At 50.7% G+C, this 19,671-nt stretch carries 13 protein-coding genes; 7 read left to right on the top strand and 6 right to left on the bottom strand.

Translation table 11 applies throughout. The features are described from left to right. Nucleotides 1-102 precede the first annotated feature (102 nt). Entirely contained in the window at nt 103-639 is a 537-nt protein-coding gene (gene tadA / locus CFF01_RS12970) for a tRNA adenosine(34) deaminase TadA (protein ID WP_088905079.1), read from the top strand. Nucleotides 640-672: 33 nt separating this feature from the next. Here the strand turns inward: tadA and CFF01_RS19145 are convergent, their stop codons facing one another. Both CFF01_RS19145 and mltF read right to left on the bottom strand, forming a co-directional pair. Beyond that, nucleotides 673-810: a hypothetical protein gene (locus CFF01_RS19145; protein WP_157705001.1), complete on the bottom strand. Its 138-nt coding sequence runs from the start codon at nt 808-810 to the stop codon at nt 673-675. A gap of 51 nt (nt 811-861) precedes the next feature. Further along, on the bottom strand, nt 862-2,292 hold the full coding sequence (gene mltF / locus CFF01_RS12965) for a membrane-bound lytic murein transglycosylase MltF (RefSeq protein WP_088905078.1): 1,431 nt from the start codon (nt 2,290-2,292) through the stop codon (nt 862-864). Between the two features lie 325 nt (nt 2,293-2,617). Between mltF and purL the strand changes: the two genes are divergently transcribed. The 4 genes from purL (at nt 2,618) to cydX (ending at nt 10,583) form a co-directional block, all read left to right on the top strand. Further along, nucleotides 2,618-6,499, top strand: coding sequence for a phosphoribosylformylglycinamidine synthase (gene purL, locus CFF01_RS12960; protein WP_088905077.1), 3,882 nt, complete (start codon nt 2,618-2,620; stop codon nt 6,497-6,499). Between the two features lie 1,241 nt (nt 6,500-7,740). Beyond that, nucleotides 7,741-9,297 carry a cytochrome ubiquinol oxidase subunit I gene (locus tag CFF01_RS12955; protein WP_033538502.1) on the top strand — a complete coding sequence of 519 codons (1,557 nt, stop codon included), beginning with the start codon at nt 7,741-7,743 and terminating at the stop codon, nt 9,295-9,297. A 15-nt stretch (nt 9,298-9,312) separates the two neighbouring features. After that, nucleotides 9,313-10,452, top strand: a complete 1,140-nt coding sequence (gene cydB, locus CFF01_RS12950) for a cytochrome d ubiquinol oxidase subunit II (protein ID WP_088905076.1) — start codon at nt 9,313-9,315, stop codon at nt 10,450-10,452. A gap of 14 nt (nt 10,453-10,466) precedes the next feature. Beyond that, complete coding sequence (gene cydX, locus CFF01_RS12945; RefSeq protein ID WP_033538500.1) at nt 10,467-10,583, top strand: cytochrome bd-I oxidase subunit CydX; 117 nt, start codon at nt 10,467-10,469, stop codon at nt 10,581-10,583. 782 nt (nt 10,584-11,365) lie between these two features. On the opposite strand, the gene CFF01_RS12940 is transcribed toward cydX, so the two are convergent. Further along, nucleotides 11,366-11,596 (bottom strand): DUF2188 domain-containing protein, encoded by a 231-nt coding sequence (locus tag CFF01_RS12940; protein ID WP_088905075.1) that lies wholly within the window; start codon nt 11,594-11,596, stop codon nt 11,366-11,368. Between the two features lie 249 nt (nt 11,597-11,845). On the opposite strand from CFF01_RS12940, the gene CFF01_RS12935 reads away from it, so the two are divergent. Next, complete coding sequence (locus CFF01_RS12935) at nt 11,846-12,118, top strand: hypothetical protein (RefSeq protein WP_088905074.1); 273 nt, start codon at nt 11,846-11,848, stop codon at nt 12,116-12,118. Here the strand turns inward: CFF01_RS12935 and CFF01_RS12930 are convergent. After that, nucleotides 12,111-13,285 (bottom strand): IS3 family transposase gene (locus tag CFF01_RS12930; protein WP_088903906.1). Its coding sequence is split into 2 segments (ribosomal slippage): nt 12,111-13,027 and nt 13,027-13,285, totalling 1,176 coding nucleotides; the frame shifts between segments, so codons are not numbered across the junction. The two genes, CFF01_RS12935 and CFF01_RS12930, sit on opposite strands and share 8 nt — an antisense overlap. Before the next feature lie 241 nt (nt 13,286-13,526). Between CFF01_RS12930 and CFF01_RS19140 the strand changes: the two genes are divergently transcribed. Then, nucleotides 13,527-14,006, top strand: a complete 480-nt coding sequence (locus CFF01_RS19140; RefSeq protein WP_157704999.1) for a hypothetical protein — start codon at nt 13,527-13,529, stop codon at nt 14,004-14,006. A 410-nt stretch (nt 14,007-14,416) separates the two neighbouring features. Here the strand turns inward: CFF01_RS19140 and CFF01_RS12915 are convergent, their stop codons facing one another. Both CFF01_RS12915 and CFF01_RS12910 read right to left on the bottom strand, forming a co-directional pair. Further along, nucleotides 14,417-16,420, bottom strand: a complete 2,004-nt coding sequence (locus tag CFF01_RS12915) for a methyl-accepting chemotaxis protein (protein WP_088905071.1) — start codon at nt 16,418-16,420, stop codon at nt 14,417-14,419. 176 nt (nt 16,421-16,596) lie between these two features. Further along, on the bottom strand, nt 16,597-19,668 hold the full coding sequence (locus tag CFF01_RS12910; protein ID WP_088905070.1) for an efflux RND transporter permease subunit: 3,072 nt from the start codon (nt 19,666-19,668) through the stop codon (nt 16,597-16,599). Nucleotides 19,669-19,671 lie beyond the last annotated feature (3 nt).

Below are 19,671 nucleotides of genomic sequence, written 5' to 3'. Positions count from 1 at the left end.
CAATAATGGAAGGGGCATAGTGATATGTCCCTTTTTTATCTAAGAGACATTTCTGACACAGGCCATTATCCTAATAGCGTTAGTGACTAAAGATCGACAAAGATGAGTAACCCATTGGAAACCCCAGTCAGCCTGGATGAACAGGCGCTAAAAGATGAAGACTATATGCGTCAAGCCATGACGCTGGCGGCCGAGGCTGAGCTGCAAGGCGAGGTGCCGGTCGGCGCCCTGCTGGTTAAGGATGATAAGGTGATAGCGACAGGCTATAACCTCAGCATCTGTCGTCATGATGCCAGTGCTCATGCCGAGATGGAGTGTATTCGCGCCGCGGGGCAGATGGTGGAGAATTATCGTCTGCTCGATACTACCTTGTATGTCACCCTAGAGCCTTGCGCCATGTGCGCCGGCGCTATGGTGCACGCCAGAATCGGCCGTCTGGTGTATGGCGCCGATGATCTTAAAACTGGCGCGGCCGGAAGTGTGCTGGATCTGGTGCGAAACAGCGCCTTTAATCATCAGCTGAGTGTCACCTCAGGGGTACTCGCAACAGAGTGCGGTGAGCAGCTTAGCGCTTTTTTTCGCCGCCGACGTAAAGAGAAGAAGGCCTTGAAGCAGGCAGAAAAGCAACAAGGGCAATAAGCCCTTGTTTTTGTTGTTTAGCTATCGTTTAGCCTAGTCCAGTGAGTTATCGCTGCTGGGCTGCTTGATAAAGGTGAAGAACTGCTTCTGTCGGTTTATCGTGTGTTGATGGCGTATCTTAAGTAGCGTGCGTCGCCGTGAAGACAGATTGTTTAAGGATTTTTTTCTCATTTTGAACCTCCTCTAGGCCTATCATTCTTCTATACCACAAGCCTGTGACTTTTACTCGGGCTGTGCTCCGGAAATCTCGCTTTGTGATTGCTTTTCGGCCGTTTGTTGTTGCGCTTCCATTATGTCATCTTGTAATTCCTGATGCTGGTTGTCAATCCACACTAGGGTGTCGTAATAACGTCTGATGTTATCCACATAATGCACTGCCTCGCTGCCTCTGGCATAGCCATAGCGGGTATGTTTGTAATATTTACGCTTCTGTAGCAGGGGCAGAACCTTTTTCAGGTCCCGCCAGGCACTGGGGTTAAGTCCCATAGACTGCGCCAGCTTGCGAGCATCTTCTACATGACCATAGCCTATGTTGTATGACGCCAAGGCAAACCACATCCGCTGGTTTTCCGGGATCGATTCCGGCAGGCGATTGAGGATGTCGCTTAAGTATTTAGCGCCGCCGCGGATACTCTGCTCAGGGTCGAGACGGTTATCGATCCCCATCTGTTTTGCTGTCGGCAGGGTGAGCATCATCAGGCCGCGTACCCCGGTCGGCGAGCGGGCATTGGGATTCCAGTGGGATTCCTGATAGGCGGTCGCTGCCAGCTTGCGCCAGTCGAGATCGCCAGCATAATGGACAAAGTCGTCGCGATATTTGGGCAGCTTAGTATCTATGGCGCGCAGGAAGGCGCGGGTATCGACATAATCGAAGCGCTTCACATGGGCGAAATATTTCTCATTGAGGTGAGCCAGAGTGCCGGCGCGTTTCTCTTGATGCCAGAAGCTCAGCAGATCGCTCATCAGTTGATCGCTACCTGTGGGCGGTAACAGCCAGACTACCGCCTGTTCCTCTCTTAGCACAGGGCCGGCTCTAAGCTCAGGCATGTAGCGGCGATTGATCTCAAAGGTGGTTGAGTCGGCGATGGTATAGCTGATCTCATCACGGGCGATCATCGCCAGCAGCTCTTCGCTGTCTTTGTCGCCATGCTGATCCCACACCAGCTCAGGGTAGAGCTTTTGCAGATCCGCCAGCGTCTCGATAAAGGAGGAGTCAGAGATCACCGTAATGTTGTCATCAAGCTGGCTGATATCTGTAGGGTATTTTACCCCCTGCTTGTAGACCAATACCTGATTAACATAATAGAGCGGTGGACCGAGTCTAAACTGTTCGCGTCGGCTTTGGGTATCGCCCAGCCCCGCGGCGATAAGATCTATCTCATCTGCTTGCATGGCGCGGTAGAGCTCACCTATGGTGGAGTAGGGCCGCATGTTGAGCTCAAGCCCCTGATGGTTGGCAAATCGCTCAGCCATCTCATAGTCGAAGCCGGCTACGCCCTGACCCGTGGTGACATAGATCTGCGCGCCATAGAGGGTGCCGACATTAAGTTGCGTTTTCGGTGCAGGCGTAGAGACTTTTGCTGCGTCCACGCGCTCGCCCTGACAGCCAGTCAGTAGCGAAACACAGAATAGAATCAGCAGGAAAACTCTCATTAAGTTACTATTTTTGAATCCGTTTTATAAAACGCGGCCGACGATTATATCACAAGGTGAACAAACGCAATAATGACGATTTTTTCGGCCGTGAATGGCTTATATTTGTTGGATGATTTTTGCTTTCTGGCAGCTTAATTATGGGGCATGAAATTAGGGCCGCGCCAGTTTCTTTGTTACGTAAAGCTGTTTTCGCGCTATGGTGATAATAAATCGAGGGAAACTCGGTTTTGAAGCGACTCTACGGATGATTTGTGCCCCACATTTCCCTATAATAGCGCCAGATCTGACCCTGCAATTATAATTAATAAGGTGAATAGACGTGATGGAGATCATCCGCGGAGCCCCTGCATTATCAGCGTTTAGAGTTCAAAAGTTAATGGAAGCCTGTAAGAGTGCGGCGCTTCCTGTACAGGACATCTATGCTGAGTTCATTCATTTAGCCGATTTGACAGAGGCGTTGGATGCTGGTGAAACCCAGCAGCTAGCCAAGTTGTTAACCTATGGACCTGCAATCGAAGCACATGCGCCTCAAGGCACTTTGTATTTCGTGACGCCACGTCCGGGCACCATCTCTCCATGGTCGTCGAAAGCGACCGATATCGCACATAACTGTGGTTTGAATAAGGTTAAGCGCCTGGAGCGCGGCATTGCCTACTATGTTCAGGCCGATAATCTGGATGAGTCTCAACAAAAACAGTTAGTCGGTTTACTCCACGACCGTATGGTCGAAGTGATCCTGTCTGATTTCGAACAGGCTGCCAGTCTGTTTGCCCGCACCGAGCCTGCGGTCTTCACCAGCGTCGATGTGCTGGGTGAAGGCAAGGCAGCGCTCGAGGCCGCTAACCTTAAGTTAGGCTTAGCCCTGGCGCCGGATGAAATTGACTATCTGGTTGAAAACTTTACTCGTTTGGGCCGTAACCCTAACGATGTTGAATTGATGATGTTTGCCCAGGCAAACTCAGAGCACTGTCGTCACAAGATCTTCAATGCCGACTGGACCATTGATGGCGAAGTGCAGCCTAAATCATTGTTCAAGATGATTAAAAACACCTTTGAAAAGACCCCGGACCACGTGCTATCTGCCTATAAAGATAACGCTGCCGTAATGGAAGGTTCTGTTGCCGGTCGTTTCTTCCCTGAGCCAAATGGTGTTTATGCTTATCACACCGAGCCGATGCATATCCTGATGAAGGTGGAGACACACAACCACCCGACAGCGATTAGCCCATACCCAGGTGCGGCCACAGGTTCAGGCGGTGAGATCCGTGATGAAGGCGCAACCGGTCGTGGTTCTAAGCCAAAGGCGGGTCTGACAGGCTTTAGCGTATCTAACCTTAAGATCCCTGGTTTTGTTCAGCCATGGGAAGGGGATTACGGTAAGCCAGATCGTATCGTTACAGCGCTGGACATCATGACCGAAGGTCCACTGGGCGGCGCGGCATTTAACAACGAATTTGGTCGTCCGGCTCTTTTGGGTTACTTCCGTACCTACGAGCAGGAAGTGTCGAGCCACAACGGTGTCGAAGTACGTGGTTACCATAAGCCCATTATGCTGGCTGGTGGCCTGGGGAATATCCGCGAAGAGCATGTCCAAAAAGGTGAGATCACCGTTGGTGCCAAGCTTATCGTACTTGGTGGCCCTGCGATGAATATCGGCCTGGGCGGCGGCGCGGCATCTTCAATGGCTTCAGGCCAATCAAGTGAAGATCTCGACTTTGCCTCGGTACAGCGTGACAACCCTGAGATGGAGCGTCGCTGTCAGGAAGTGATCGATCGCTGCTGGCAGATGGGTGAAGATAACCCGATCCAATTTATTCACGATGTGGGCGCAGGTGGTCTGTCGAACGCCTTCCCAGAACTGGTTGACGATGGTGGACGTGGTGGCCGTTTCGAGCTGCGTAACGTACCGTCAGACGAGCCAGGCATGAGCCCGCTGGAGATCTGGTGTAACGAGTCGCAAGAGCGTTATGTACTGTCTGTTGCGCCGGAAAATCTTGAGCTATTTACTGCCATCTGTGAGCGTGAGCGCGCGCCATTTGCCGTTGTCGGTGAGGCGACCGAAGAGCGTCATCTGACTCTGTCAGACGAGCACTTCGACAACAAGCCGATCGACCTGCCGCTGGAAGTGCTATTAGGCAAGGCGCCTAAGATGAGCCGTGACGTCGTGTCACAAAAGGCCGATTCGCCAGCCCTGGCACAAGAGACCATTGAGCTAAAAGAAGCGGTGCGCCGCGTACTGCGTCTGCCAACTGTCGCCGAGAAGACCTTCCTGATCACCATTGGTGACCGCACGGTTACCGGTTTGGTGAATCGCGACCAGATGGTCGGTCCTTGGCAGGTGCCAGTCGCCGATTGCGCCGTGACCGCATCAAGCTTTGACTCATACACGGGTGAAGCTATGTCTATGGGTGAGCGTACGCCATTGGCACTGCTAGACTTTGGCGCCTCGGCGCGCATGGCGGTGGCCGAGTCTATTATGAACATCGCGGGCAGTGATATTGGTTCGCTTAAGCGCATCAAGCTGTCGGCCAACTGGATGTCAGCGGCTGGTCACCCTGGTGAAGATGCCGGTCTGTATGAAGCGGTCAAAGCCGTGGGTGAAGAGTTATGTCCTGAGCTGGATCTCACCATCCCAGTAGGCAAAGACTCAATGTCGATGAAGACCGCCTGGCAAGATGGTAGCGAAGAGAAGGCGGTAACCTCGCCAATGTCGCTGGTGATCACAGCCTTTGGTGCGGTGCAAGATATTCGTAAGACGGTAACCCCTGAGCTGAGAAGCGATAAGGGTGACACCGAGCTGTTACTGGTTGACTTAAGTCAGGGTGAACAGCGTCTGGGTGGCTCATGTCTGGCGCAGGTTTACGGTCAGCTGGGCGACAAGGCGCCAAATTTAGCCGATGCTGCGCTGCTGCGTGGCTTCTTCGAGGTGACTCAGTCGCTGGTGGCCGATAAGGCGCTACTGGCTTATCACGACCGTAGTGACGGTGGTTTGTTCACGACTCTGGTTGAGATGGCCTTTGCCGGCAACACAGGTTTAGATGTGGATCTCAGCGCGCTTACGGGCACTCACCTAGAGCGTCTGTTTAACGAAGAGCTGGGCGCCGTCATTCAGGTACGTGCCGCCGATAGCGAAGCGATCAAGGCGCAATATCAAGCGGCCGGTGTGGCTTGTCACGTCGTTGCTAAGCCGGTAGCCGGTGACAGCATTATTATTCGCGATGCATCGAATGAGGTATTGGCCGAGTCTCGTACCGAGCTGCGTACCATCTGGGCCGAAACCACTTACCGCATGCAGGCGATGCGTGATAACCCAGAGTGTGCAGAGGAAGAGTTTAAGCTTAAGCAGGTGGCCGACGCGCCAGGTCTGACGGTGGATCTCAAGTTCGATCCAAGTGAAGACATTGCCGCGCCTTACATTCTCAAGGGGGCTGCACCTAAGATGGCGATTCTGCGCGAGCAAGGGGTTAACTCACACCTTGAGATGGCTGCGGCCTTCGATCGCGCAGGTTTCGAGAGCCGCGACGTTCACATGTCTGATATCCTCTCTGGCCGTATCAGCCTAGAAGAGTTCCAGGGCCTGGCGGCCTGTGGTGGCTTCTCTTACGGTGACGTACTGGGCGCTGGTGAAGGTTGGGCTAAGTCGATTCTGTTTAATACCCGCGCCCGTGAACAGTTTAGTCAGTTCTTTGAGCGCAGCGACAGCTTTGCCCTTGGTGTGTGTAACGGTTGTCAGATGCTCTCTAACCTGAAAGATATTATTCCAGGCACTGAGCATTGGCCACACTTCGTGCGTAACCGCTCTGAGCGCTTCGAGGCACGTTTCAGCCTGGTCGAAGTGCAGAAGAGTCCGTCACTCTTCTTTGAAGGCATGGAAGGCTCACGTATGCCGATCGCTGTGTCTCATGGTGAAGGTCGCGCCGAGTTCGCATCGCCTGAGGCGCTAGCCGCCGCAGAAGCCTCTGGTACTATCGCACTGCGTTTCGTCGATGGTCATGGCCAAATAGCGACTCAGTACCCAGAGAACCCTAACGGTTCTCCGAATGCACTGACAGGGATCTGTAGCACTGATGGTCGTGTGACTATTATGATGCCACACCCTGAGCGCGTATTTAGAACCGTTGCTAACTCATGGCATCCTGACGAGTGGGGCGAAGATAGCCCATGGATGAGAATGTTCAGAAACGTCAGAGCTAAATTAGGCTAACCTAAGTCAGCACGGTTTAGTGACACAAAAAGGGCCTCGAAATTTCGAGGCCCTTTTTTTATAGCCATAAAGGGGTAGGTTAAACCGTCTTATATACATGCACTTATTTGTATATCACTACATCTTGAACTACTAAATAGCAATAAAAACGACTTTATTAGAGTTTTTACCTTAAGTGCCAGCAAAGTAGGGCATTAGCTAACTAAAGGTGAAAAGGAGGAATTTAGCCCTTCATTTATTTAGCTTCTGCTAAACTAAATTCAAACCAACAGTAATGATGCGTTAGATAGTAAAAAGCCACCGCTTTCGAGGAGAAAACGGTGGCCGTTTTGCGCTAACAAAACTTCAAGTAATTAGGGCAGAAGCGCTATTTACATCTCTCTTGCAGTATAGAGTTCAACAAAAGTGCGCTTGTAGCAGTTAACTAGACGTTCAAATAGGTTTTTCATATTGGATTCTCCACACAGTGATTAATGATGTGAGCGGAGTCTTGGCCTACCGGGCTACGTCACCGGGTTGATTGAGGCGTCTCCTTAACACAGGGATATAGTAAGCAAATGTGCTCTTGTCGACAAACGATTAAAATTAGAGCTAACCATTAGTTTTTCTAATTAACTGCGCTTGATTTGATTGTGGTATCAGTTGTTTTAATTCTTTAAGTGCATGTTTTTATTTGTCTATTTATTTGGCTACTTGTATTTTGTGTTGAGATATATTGACTCAACATTTGTTAAAACTTGTTAAATATTGGGTTTGGTGTGAATTTGGTTTAAATCTATAGAAACTATTGGTTTTATCTTGGTTATATTTTCCCCTACCACGTTTTTGGTATTTAGGCAAGCGTGTTGCGGGGTGAAGTGTGGCGCTGTCCGCAAAACCCACTATCCCCGCCGGGATTGATTGATTTGAATCAAATTTGAATGGTATAAAATGGCCAGGGTACGTTTGGTACGCCTTAATGTAAGTTTCTGAAAAAAATAATTTAAATTGATTGTGCTGGCTGATTTTTGAGACGCGTGTTCAAAAAGTGTTGGGTTTTGTGAGCCCTGTCTCGAAATTGTTGGTAAGCGTGCTTTTTTGAGCGTCAGAGACGTTTGAGAAAGGCAAAAAGTTTAATTTTGGCGGTTTGTGAGATTCAGGTCTGACAAATTACTTGAATGATAAAATTCCTAATTAGGCATTTTTCAGGGTTGATGGGGATCTTACCTTGAAGAATGATCGCACCACCTAAGGAGTCACTGATGATTGTTGAAGAGGTTGTAGAGCTCTCGCGCTTGCAGTTTGCGCTGACGGCTATGTATCACTTCTTGTTTGTACCTTTGACCTTGGGGCTGGCGTTCTTGCTGGCCATTATGGAATCACTCTATGTGATGACCAATAAGCAGATCTATAAAGATATGACCAAGTTCTGGGGTAAGCTATTTGGTATTAACTTTGCCCTGGGTGTTACTACAGGTTTGGCGATGGAGTTCCAGTTTGGTACTAACTGGTCATACTATTCGCACTATGTTGGTGACATCTTCGGAGCACCGCTGGCTATTGAAGGTTTGATGGCCTTCTTCCTGGAATCGACCCTAGTGGGTATGTTCTTCTTCGGTTGGGACAGATTCAGTAAGCGTCAACACTTGGCGGTTACCTGGCTGGTGGCGCTGGGCTCTAACATGTCTGCGCTGTGGATCCTGGTCGCTAACGGTTGGATGCAACACCCAGTGGGTAGCGTGTTCAATTACGAAACCATGCGTATGGAGATGACAAGCTTCGCAGAAGTCTTGTTTAACCCTGTTGCTCAGGTGAAGTTTGTTCACACTGTGGCTTCTGGTTATGTGGCTGGCGCCATGTTTGTACTGGCCATCAGCTCATACTACATCCTCAAAAAGCGTGACCTGCCATTTGCCCGTCGCTCTTTTGCTATCGCAGCAAGCTTCGGTATGGCGTCTATCCTGTCGGTTATCGTACTGGGTGATGAGTCTGGCTATAAGGTGGGTGAGGCGCAGCGCGTTAAGCTCGCGGCTATCGAAGCCGAATGGCACACAGAACCTGCTCCTGCGGCCTTTACTGCCGTTGGTTTCCCAAATCAGGAAACCATGCACACAGATTATGCCATTAAGATCCCATATGCTATGGGTATCATCGCGACTCGTTCTCTTGATGAAGAGGTTACCGGTATTCGTGACCTAATCGTTGAACACGAAGAGCGTATCCGCAAAGGCATGAAGGCGTACGCCATGTTGACCGAGCTACGTGCCGGCAACGAAACGCCAGAGCTTCGTGCAGCGTTTGAAGAGGCGAAAGTCGACCTGGGTTATGGTTTGCTGCTTAAGCGTTACACAGACAATGTAGTTGACGCCACCGAAGAGCAGATCAAGGCCGCGGCTAAAGATTCTATTCCATCGGTTGCGCCTATGTTCTGGAGCTTCCGTGTGATGGTTGGCCTGGGTGTTGTCATGCTGTTCGTGTTTGCTGCTGCCTTCTGGCAGAGTACACGTCATCAGATCGAAGAGAAGCCATGGGTACTTAAGGCCGCGCTATACAGCCTACCACTGCCTTGGATTGCCATCGAGTGTGGTTGGTTCGTCGCCGAATACGGTCGTCAGCCTTGGACCATCTCTGAGGTACTGCCAACCTTCATGTCAGCTTCTAGCCTAACGGTGGCGGATCTATGGTTCAGTATCATCTCTATCACGCTGTTCTACACAGTCCTGTTGGTGATTGAGCTTTACCTGATGATCAAGTTTGCACGTAAGGGACCGAGTAGTCTTAAGACGGGCCGCTATCACTTTGAAAATCTAGAAGCTTAAGCCGGAGATCTCATTATGTTTGATTATGAAATATTAAGATTTATCTGGTGGGCGCTGATTGGTGTGCTGTTCATCGGATTCGCCGTTACCGACGGTTTTGACATGGGCGTAGGTGCCTTGCTACCTATCATAGGTAAGGACGATACCGAACGCCGTATTATGATTAACTCTATTGCCCCCCATTGGGATGGCAACCAGGTATGGTTGATCACCGCAGGTGGCGCCCTGTTTGCTGCCTGGCCTATGGTGTATGCGGTATCCTTCTCTGGCTTCTATGTCGCCATGATGTTGGTACTGTTTGCCTTGTTCCTGCGTCCTGTGGGCTTCGATTACCGTTCTAAAATCGAAGATCCAAGATGGCGTAAGACCTGGGATTGGGCGCTGTTTGTGGGTGGCTTCGTCCCCCCGCTCATCATAGGTGTTGCCTTTGGTAACCTGCTACAAGGTGTACCGTTTAACTTTGACGAGTACCTGCGTGCAACTTACCACGGCGGTCTGCTTGGTCTGCTCAATCCATTCGGTCTGCTGGCCGGCCTGGTGAGCGTATCTATGATCATCATGCAAGGTGCCTCTTGGTTACAGATGAAGACAGAAGGCGAGCTGCGCGTTCGTGCGGCGACAGCTACCCAAGTGGCTGCGGCTTTAGTCGCTGTGCTCTTTACCCTGGCGGGCGTTTGGTTAGCCAACGGTATCGACGGTTATGTGATTACCTCAACTATCGACACCCACGGTGCATCTAACCCAGCTCTTAAGACGGTTGCTGTAGAGGCGGGCGCATGGCTGGCTAACTACGATAAGTATCCAGTGACTATGCTGTTCCCTATCTTGGGTGTTGCTATGCCGTTACTGGCGCTACTGGCGAGCCGCTTTAACCGCTCTGGCTTTGCCTTCCTGTTCAGCTCGCTGGCAGTGGCTATGGTGATTCTAACTTGTGGTGCAGCAATGTTCCCATTCGTGATGCCATCTTCACTTGAGCCTAACGTGAGCCTGACTATGTGGGATGCGACAGCCAGTCACATGACCCTGACGGTCATGACCTGGGCGGCCGCTATTTTCGTACCTATCGTGCTAAGCTACACCATCTGGACTTACTTCAAGATGTTTGGTCGCTTAAGCCGTAGCTACATCGAAGACAACAAGACGTCACTTTACTAATAGGAGCCGACATTATGTGGTATTTTGCTTGGATATTAGGCATTTTGCTGGCGTGTTCTTTCGGTATTATTAACGCCTTGTGGTTAGAGAATACTGAGAACATGGATAGGGATCCAGAGCATAAAGATTAAGCTTTGAATTCGTAGTCGAAAAACCCCGTATGAGAATGCGGGGTTTTTTATTGCCCGTGTTTTAGGCGCACGGGTTAGCGCTTGGAGTGACAGTGGTTGAGCGTTTGGCGGTATTTGGATTGGATGGGGATTTGAAAGTCGTACCTTTATTGATATTTAGTGCTTGCCGCAGACTTCATTGGCGTTTGTTGAGGTCATTTGAAGGTTGTACCTTCATGGCAACCTACCGCCTGCCCGGCGAGGGATGTGCAAACACGTTTTTGGCACGCTGTGAATATATCCCTATACGCTCCACGGCGGCGTCCATGCCGCCGAGGGCCAAAAACCTGTTTACACTGGTGTCTCAATGTCTCTTCGATTTGGCGGCATTTGTTGCTCACTGATACAAGTTATTATTTTTAGAGAAAAAAGCGCGTTAAAATGTGAGGTGACATGTTGAATGCCTACTACAAGATAGATTAAAGTATCACCAATCAAGGACTGAGTTAGGCCAACTCGAATCAAACATCGACGACGCCATTCAGGGAATGAAAAAGCCAATCAATACGCGCTAATCAACTCCCTCAAAAAGTTAACTCTGATTCCATTTATTGTTATAGCTAGGCCCCAAAGAGGCTATTGAAGAAACAGTGGATAGGTTTAAGTCGGAGGCGTGGGGTAATGCTCCAGCCTAACAAAGTCAGCCAGAAGAACCAAAAACGGTCGCTTCGCTCTGGTTTTCGGTCCCTGCTGGTGGCGTTATGTATATTCTGGGGACATCCATTTCCCCAAATGATTAATTGTTAGCCCTTTGAGCTTTTAGGGTCATTCCCATAGCTATGCTTATCACGGATTTTGTTATTGTCACCTCTGTGTATAGATACTTCAGATTGAGCTTTTTTAGCTAGTTCTCTAGTTTTTTCAAAAACCTCTTTCTGGGTACTACCTGTTACACTTGCTCTATTAGCATCTTGGCGTTTACCTCGCCATGTGCCGTCAGCACCTTGATAAACGTTGTAGTCTTTATTAGCCATATAGTTTCCTCAAATGAATAAGTTAATGGATCACCTGTGTGTGCAACCACACAATTCACATATGGGTATTTGTACAGTTGGAATCAAGTGGCTAGGTTGAAAAACATACACAGCAAAGCATTTATAAGGGATTCTCAATGCTGGGCATTTTTGGCTCTACTTTAAATTTAGTGTTTATGGCACAATGCGTTAGGTTGGTTGGTGGTGTTGTTCACCTCTTAATGCAGCGTTATGTGAATTGAGAGAAAAATGAAAATTAATCGAGTTATAGTAATTGGCTTTATTTCAATATTAACCGCCTGCGCGCAATCATCTGGAGTCGTCCCATTAGGCGATGATAGCTATATGATCTCTAGATCTGAAAAGGGATTCGATGTCACTGGTTCAGCGGTCAAAGCCGATGCTTTAAAAGAAGCAAATTCTTATTGCCAAGCTCAAGGGAAAGAACTTCAACTCATTAAAGCTGTTCCTAAAGATATGGTTCCGTTCAGGTCGGATGCGCAAGCTGTAGTGGTCAACTAAAATTGGCCACGGTTTTGTATTCAAGCCAGTATCTTCGCTCTGACTCATTGGGTGTCAGCCCACCGTTATATTGATGTGGTCTCAGCTGACTGTAATACCCCGTCACATATCGCGAAATCTCACTCTTAGCCTCACCGATATCCCGATAGCCTGTCATCGGTATCCATTCTGTTTTTAAGCTTCTAAAGAAGCGCTCCATCGGGCTGTTGTCCCAGCAGTTTCCTCGTCGACTCATGCTCTGCTTAATCTGATAACGCCAGAGCTGTTGGCGGAAGCGGCGGCTGGTATAGTGGCTTCCTTGGTCACTATGGAACATTAGGTCTTTCGGCCTTCCTCGCGCCTCAAAGGCCATGGTTAGTGCCTTGCTTGTTAGCGCACTATCGGGCGAAAATGACATCGCCCACCCCACCGGTTTCCGTGCAAACAAGTCCAGAACAACGGCAAGGTAAGCCCATCGTTTGCCTGTCCACACATAGGTCACATCGCCACACCACACTTGATTGGGAGCCGTCACTGCAAACTGGCGGTCAAGGAGGTTAGGGATGGCGACATGCTCCTTGTCTGCCTTTTTGTAGCGATGTTGCGGCACCTGGCAGCTCACTAGCCCCAGCTTCTTCATCAGTCCTGTGGCACGATAGCGCGTCAACCTAACGCCAGCAGTCGTCACCATATCAGCCAGGGTTCTGGCACCCGCTGACCCATTGCTGGCTTCATAAGCCTCCCGCACCAAGCTGTGCAGTTTTACCCGCTGCGAGTCAATGGTGGTAGGTCTGCCTCGCCAATACTTGTAACTGCTGCGGTGAATACCAAATACTGAACAAATCCGTTTTACGCTATGGCTCTTCTTGAGTTTCTCGACTAACGAGAACTGTTCAGTGAGTCTGACATCAAGAGAGCCGTAGCCTTTTTCAAAATGGTGTTCTCTTCTTCAATGCGGCGGATTTTCTTCTCCAGCTCACGGATCCGCTGTTGTTCGGGGGTGAGCGGTGCGCCTTTGGGGGATATGCCTTGCTGCTCTTGTCGAAGCTGGTTTACCCATTTACGCATGGCTGAATTACTCACGCCCATCGCGCTTGCAGCCTCAGCTATGCTGTATCCCTGTTTCGTTACCAGCTGCGCAGCTTCTAATTTGAACTCTGCACTGAATGTCGGTCTTGTGTTCTTCATTTCTACCACCTTTTTTCCAGAAGTTAGTCTATCACTTCGTCTATTCAGGTGGCCAAATTCACTATGCCACTACAAACTGAGATTGAGTTTAAGTGCCAATAACTTGCATGTCACATTATAGGGTTGAGTCGTTCGCCGCGCATAATGCGCGCAGCTGTGGCAATTTACACGCTGCTCCGTTCTTTTTCGATAACCCTAAACAACGGTGTTGTATATCTATGCTCTTTTATGAGGTCGAATTTTGACTGATGCCTCGTTTAAAAAAGTCTATTCAGTGGATCAATTAACTGTACCATTGCTGTGTATTCTGGCTTTCTTACCTTTTTATATTTTTTTAGAAAGATTTCCACCAGATCTAGTGGGTAAAGCTATTGTTATCTCTCTCTATATTCCGATTTTTTTTATTTGGTTATCTTACAGAATTTACAGGATGTATAGCGATCCAAGCCTTGTAGTTTTGAAGCCGGATATGAACAGTGTTGAGATTGATGGTGTTTGTCATGGCGTTGAACGCCTTAAATACCTCAATGTTGTCTTTGAAAATGATCATTTTAAGCTGGAATGGGAGCTACGAAGCGACAGACAAATTTGGCAAGCTCAAATCATGAAAACTCGCGCGCACTATGTTACCGACGCCCCTTTAAGTGAAATCAAGAGTTTGACCGAATCTTCTAACAAACTGTCTTACTTCGATAATTCGAGTAAGCTGCAATACGGCTAACAAACGCATTAGATTGTATGCTTGGGCAGTCTTAGGGTACCAAAAGGCGCCAAATCGAAGAGACGATAGATACTGGTGTAAACACATTTGTGACCTTCCGAGGCATGGATGCCGAGGTAGAGCTCACAAGGAAGTGCTTGCAGCGTGTCACAAATGTGTTTGCACATAAGGCCTGCGGCAGGCAATTGATACACTATGAAGCCATGGTTAAGGCTTCCTTGCCGATGGCTATGCCGGCAAACGTTAAACATCCATTCCAAGCCACAGCGCTTCAATCGTTAAACTACCTGGGCAATAAATTTCCAAGAGTCGACACCTCGCTACGCAAACTCAGCTACTGCTATGTTAGCCAGACATAAAAAAGCCGCTTTGAAGCGGCTTTTTTCGTTGAGATGAGCGTTAGCCAGAAGCTATGACTTAAACACGCTGATCTTCTGTTTGATGTCGGAGGCGATGAGCGAGAGGCTCTGGGCGGCGTCGACGGTGTCGCTGGCGCGCTGATCACCCTCGCGGGCGAGCTCTGTTATCTCGTGAAGGTTGCGGGTGATCTCATCGGCCACGGCGCTCTGTTGCTCGGTGGCACTGGCGATGCTGGTTGAGGCGACAGCCAGTTCACCTATGCTGATGGTGATCTGGTTGAGGTTGGTTGCAGCCTCCTGGCCTTGGGTGGCCGAGGCTGTACCCAGCTGATGACTTTGCCCCATCTGCTCGGCGGTGACCTTGATCTGCTGCTGCAGCTGAGTGATGGTCTGGCTGATCTCTGCAATCGAGGTTTGGGTACGCTGGGCCAGGGTTCTCACCTCGTCGGCAACCACGGCGAAGCCGCGGCCTTGTTCGCCGGCGCGGGCGGCTTCGATGGCAGCGTTGAGCGCTAGTAGGTTGGTCTGCTCGGCAATGCTGTTGATCACTTCGGTGACCTGGCTGATCGCCTCGCTCTCTTTGCTGACGTTTTCAACACTCAGGTGGCTGGCATCGAGTTGTTCGCTAAGTCTGCCCAGTCCCTGGACCAGTTGATCCAGTTGTTGATGACCTTCGCGGGAGGCATTGTCGACCTGTTGGCTCTGGGTCGCACCTTCGCTAGCATGGTTGGCCACATCACGCACCGAGGCAGACATCTCTTCGATGGCGGTGGCGATTTGATCTGTTTGTGCCATCAGCGATTGAGCTTCTTCGCCGTTGAGGCGCGCAACTTCCTGGGCATTTTGGGCTTGCTCTTCCAGGGTATCGACCGAGGTGCGCAGCGCATTGACCAGCTCTCTTAGGCTGATGGCCATCTGGCGGGCACCTAGGGTGATCTTATCGACCTCATTGTTGGAGTCGACGCTGACTTCGTCAAATTCTTGGGTCAGGTTGCCTTGGCCCAGCTCGGTGAGCTGATGCTGTAGCTGACGCAGTGGTCGCAGGGTTTTGATCAGCACCATAGAGAGGAGTGTGGTAATGAGTAACACTCCCATGGCCGCGACCCCCACGTTGATGGTCAAGAGTTTCAGGCTCTCTTCGTTAAGTTCGCTCTTTTTCACTTGGCCAAGCAAGGTCCATTGCCAACCCGGGATGCTGACGGCGTAGCTATACATGGGTTCGTTGTTACTGTTTAAGTATTCGCTTTCCTGGTCGTTGCGCTTGGCTTGCTCTAAAGGTAAACCATCGAGTAGAGCCTCGGTCAGTTGGGTGCCTGACGCTTGATTAGGGCGTGCGATGATTGAGTTGGAGGCAGTGTGGATAAGGGTAAAGAAACCGGTTTCTTCCAGTTGCAGTTGGTTCATCGAGCTTTGCAGCTCGGTTAAGGCTTCAGAGATATCGAAGCCGATATAGAGTATGCCTATGATATCGCCCTGAGGTCCGGTAATGGGGCGGTAGACTGTCATATAATCTTTGCCAAATAATTTGGCATAACCTTCATATTCTTTGCCTGCAATTAACGAGGCATAGCCAGGGTGTTTCTTGCCCAGGTAGGTGCCCAGGGCTCGCTTACCATCGGCTTTTTTTAGCGAAGTAGAGATACGGATAAAGTCATCGCCATCACGGACGAAGACGGTGGCATTGCCGCCGGTGAGGTTAGAGTAGCGATCGACTTTACTCTTGGAAGCATTGATCTGCTCGCGTTCATGAGCCAGGGCGGGTGTTGGTTTACCCAATACCATCACGGTTTTATCGGGTTTAAAAAACTGCCCTGGATACATGGCTCTGAGTACGTCAGCGTTGCGTCTGGCCAGCGACAACAGGCTGTTATATTCCAGCTCAATGAGGTCGGCTGTACTGTGCATCTGCGCCTTAACGGCGGTCATGGCTTTTTCTTCCAACACCTTGGCCGCAGTGAAGTAGGATACGCTGCTGATGATGGCGAATACGATTATGGTTAGGATCAGGGCGAGGGTGCCTATCTGCTTGGCTATAGGCCAATTTTTATAATTCATCTTGTTAATCCACCTTGTGGTTATACTGTCGCTAAATGTAACCAAGGCGATGTAAGATTGTTTTGACGTAGGTCTATTTAAGTAAAGGAAAATATGAGGTCGATGTCGGCAATTAGTCTAAATATGCGCTGGATCACCCATAGCTGGGCGAGCCTGCGCATCTTAGTGTTCACGGGTTAGCTTGGCTGAAAAGCGGCGGCTGGCGTGGTATGGCGTTTGGTCATCAGCAGCTGATACATAGTAGGTACCCAGACCAACGAGAGCAGGGTAGTTAGTGCGGTGCCGCCTGCGATGGCGATGGCAAATGGTGGCCAAAATCCGCCGCCTGCGATGATCAGTGGCAGGAAGCCGCCTATGGTCGTGATGGTGGTGGAACCTATATGTCGGCCGCAGCTGCTCACGACTGTTACTATGGCATCGATAGGCGCCTCACGTTTATTGGGCATATCTTCCAGTTCGGCCAAGATAACGATGGCGGCATTAATCGCCAGTCCCATAAGGCCTAATAGACCGATGATCACGGTAAAGCCAAAAGGATAGTTAAACAGGTAGACGGCCAGTAGTCCGAGGCCCGCCGACTGCACCGCGCTAAGCAGTATGATGCCGGTGAGACGGAAGGAGTTAAACGATAGCACCACGGTGGCAAGTAACAAGGTGATCACCAAGACGATGTTTGATAGCAGGTTGCCCACGGCCTCGTTGCGTTTGGCGCTCTCGCCGCCCACTTCGATACGATAGCCCGCTGGAAGCGATAGGGCATCGATTCTAGTCTTGGCCTGATCCAGCACCTGCTGCGGCAATACATCACTTTCAAGGTAAGCTTCTACTGTGTTAACGCGCTGACCGTCACGCCTCGGAATAGCGCCCAGGCTGACATCGATGCGGCTGGTGGACAGCGCCGATAGTGGAATGCCGACACCACTGGTGGACAATAGATTGAGCTGCGATAGCTGGGTTTGCTGCTCGCGCATCAGATCTTGGGTGCGCACCCGTATCGGCAGCGATTCGGTTTGCTCCAAGATGCTGCCGCCATTGATCCCTGTGGTGGCCATCTGGATCTGGCTGGCGATATCGGTGAGGCTCAGACCACTCATCTTGCTGGCATCTTCGTCGATTTGAAACCATACCTTAGGCGCGCCGGCGCTCAGGGTGGCGCGGGTGTGGATCACATGTTCTGTGGTGATCAGTATGCGTCTCACTTCATCGCCAATTTCTCGTAAGGTATCTAAGTTGTGGCCAGAGATGCGCAGCTCAACGGGGGCATTAAAGGGAGGCCCTTGCTCGAGTTTACGTACCAGGATCTGCGCCTCGGGAAACTCGGCATCGAGCTCAATTTGAAGCCTGGGGATCAGCTGGTTGGCGCGCTCAAAATTGGCCACTTTAATCATGGCCTGGGCGTAATTAGCAGCGCCTTGTTGACGCTGTAGCAAGTTATAGTAAAAAGAGGGCGCATTACCGCCTATCACCCAGTCAAGCCTTTGCATCTGCCCTGTGGCTCTGAGTTTGGCGTCGATACGCTCCACCAGGGCGCGGGTATTGTCTATGCTGGAGTGCGGCGCTAGATGCACCTCTATCTGAAACATATCTCTGTCAGAAGGCGGAAAAAACTGCTCAGTCATCTGCCCCGAGGCGATAAACCCGCTTACCGGTAGGATGCCGATGATCATACCAGCCAGCAGAGGGCGCTTTAGGGCGATATCCAGGGTCTTGCTAAACGCGCTGGCGATAATGGGAAAATTGATCCCGCGCTGATACCAATGGCTGGCATCTCCTTTGGCGCCAAAACGGCCGGCAAATCCGGCGATCAGCGTATGGGAGATGAGATAAGAACCCAGCAGGGCGAAGATCACCGAAATGGCGATGCCACTGACAAACTCCCCGGCGGCTCCGGGCATAAGGATGATGGGGGTAAAGGCTAGCATGGTGGTGATAGTTGAGCCTGCCAGCGGCAGCCAGAGATGTTTAAGGGTTTCACCAACGGCGCTGAGGCGATCGAGTCCTTGGCGACGGCGCTGGGCGATGGCGTCGACGATGACGATGGCGTTATCGACCATGATCCCAAGAGCCACCACTAAGCCTGTCACCGACATCTGATGTATCGGCAGCCCGACATATTTCATGCAGGCTAAGGTAAAGAGGGCGGTCAGTGGCAGTGAAAGCGAGACGATCACCGCATTGCGCAGTCCCAGGGTCAGCATAAGTACGACAAGAATGATCACAAAGCCCATTAACAGGCTGGCGATAAGATCGCTAAGGCGGGTAGTGGTGTAGCCTTCTTGATCGAACAGCCACTGGATCTCCACATTTGCCGACAGCTCTCCCTGTACCTGCTCGACCACCTGATGGACTTTTTGCAGCCAGAGATCGACCCTAGTGTTATTGAGCATGCGCGCCGCCACCATGATCCCTTGCGCCTGCTCAATAAGGGCAATGCTGGTCGCCGGTGTCTTGGGCTGCCTGAGTACACTGGCTACCTCGCTAAGGCGAATAATTTGGCCATTGGCATCGACTTTGAGCGGCACCTGTTTGATACGGGTGACCGAGTCTAACTCGCCGGACACTTCGACCAGGGCGCGAAAGCTGTCGTTGGTGATCTCGCCCGCAGAGACTTTAGTGTCGGCACTGGCCAAGATCTGGGCGATGGCCGCAGCGCTTAGGCCAATGCGATTGACCTTCATGCTATCTATCTGCACCAAGATCTCTTCGGTGGGCGCGCCGTAGAGTTTCACAAAGTCTGTGCCAGGGATCAGCCTGAGCTGGCTTTGAAGCTCTTTAGCATAGCGGTTGAGGATATCCTGGCGCGGCTCGCCCGGGCCTTGCCAGACTAAGCCTAAGATGGCGGTATTGGCGTAGCCGAGCTGATCATCAAGCAGGGCATCTTGGGCGCCGGGGGGAAGAATATTTTTGGCATCGTTAATCAGATCCCTGGCCCGAGACCAGACGGGGTCTGTGTCGGTTATCCTATCTTTTAGCTCAAGTTGGATGACTGAGATCCCGGGGCGCGAGGTGGATTGCACCAGTTTAAGTTCTTCCAGGCGTCTGAGCTGATTTTCCAGTACCTCGGTAACCAAGGCCTCGACCCGCTCTGCCGAGGCGCCTGGGTAATGGGTGACCACAGAAGCGAATCGGTTGGTGATGCTGGGGTCTTCCATACGTGGCAAACTATTAATGGCGCCAAGGCCAGCGACAATCAGCAGGGCGATGACTAGGCTAGCCAGGCGGCCATTTTCCACTAGAGCTTTAATCATCAC

It is taken from the genome of Shewanella marisflavi (assembly GCF_002215585.1).
GTDB classification, from domain to species: domain Bacteria; phylum Pseudomonadota; class Gammaproteobacteria; order Enterobacterales; family Shewanellaceae; genus Shewanella; species Shewanella marisflavi.
This window is presented reverse-complemented; position numbering and strand designations above follow the sequence as displayed.

Bases quoted from the DNA above. Each gene is read 5' to 3' on its own strand.
- CFF01_RS12940 (WP_088905075.1), bottom strand. From the start codon at position 11,596: ATGGCTAATAAAGACTACAACGTTTATCAAGGTGCTGACGGCACATGG.
- mltF (WP_088905078.1), bottom strand. From the start codon at position 2,292: ATGAGAGTTTTCCTGCTGATTCTATTCTGTGTTTCGCTACTGACTGGC.
- purL (WP_088905077.1), top strand. From the start codon at position 2,618: ATGGAGATCATCCGCGGAGCCCCTGCATTATCAGCGTTTAGAGTTCAA.
- cydB (WP_088905076.1), top strand. From the start codon at position 9,313: ATGTTTGATTATGAAATATTAAGATTTATCTGGTGGGCGCTGATTGGT.
- CFF01_RS19145 (WP_157705001.1), bottom strand. From the start codon at position 810: ATGAGAAAAAAATCCTTAAACAATCTGTCTTCACGGCGACGCACGCTA.
- tadA (WP_088905079.1), top strand. From the start codon at position 103: ATGAGTAACCCATTGGAAACCCCAGTCAGCCTGGATGAACAGGCGCTA.
- CFF01_RS12955 (WP_033538502.1), top strand. From the start codon at position 7,741: ATGATTGTTGAAGAGGTTGTAGAGCTCTCGCGCTTGCAGTTTGCGCTG.
- CFF01_RS12910 (WP_088905070.1), bottom strand. From the start codon at position 19,668: ATGATTAAAGCTCTAGTGGAAAATGGCCGCCTGGCTAGCCTAGTCATC.
- CFF01_RS12915 (WP_088905071.1), bottom strand. From the start codon at position 16,420: ATGAATTATAAAAATTGGCCTATAGCCAAGCAGATAGGCACCCTCGCC.
- cydX (WP_033538500.1), top strand. From the start codon at position 10,467: ATGTGGTATTTTGCTTGGATATTAGGCATTTTGCTGGCGTGTTCTTTC.
- CFF01_RS12935 (WP_088905074.1), top strand. From the start codon at position 11,846: ATGAAAATTAATCGAGTTATAGTAATTGGCTTTATTTCAATATTAACC.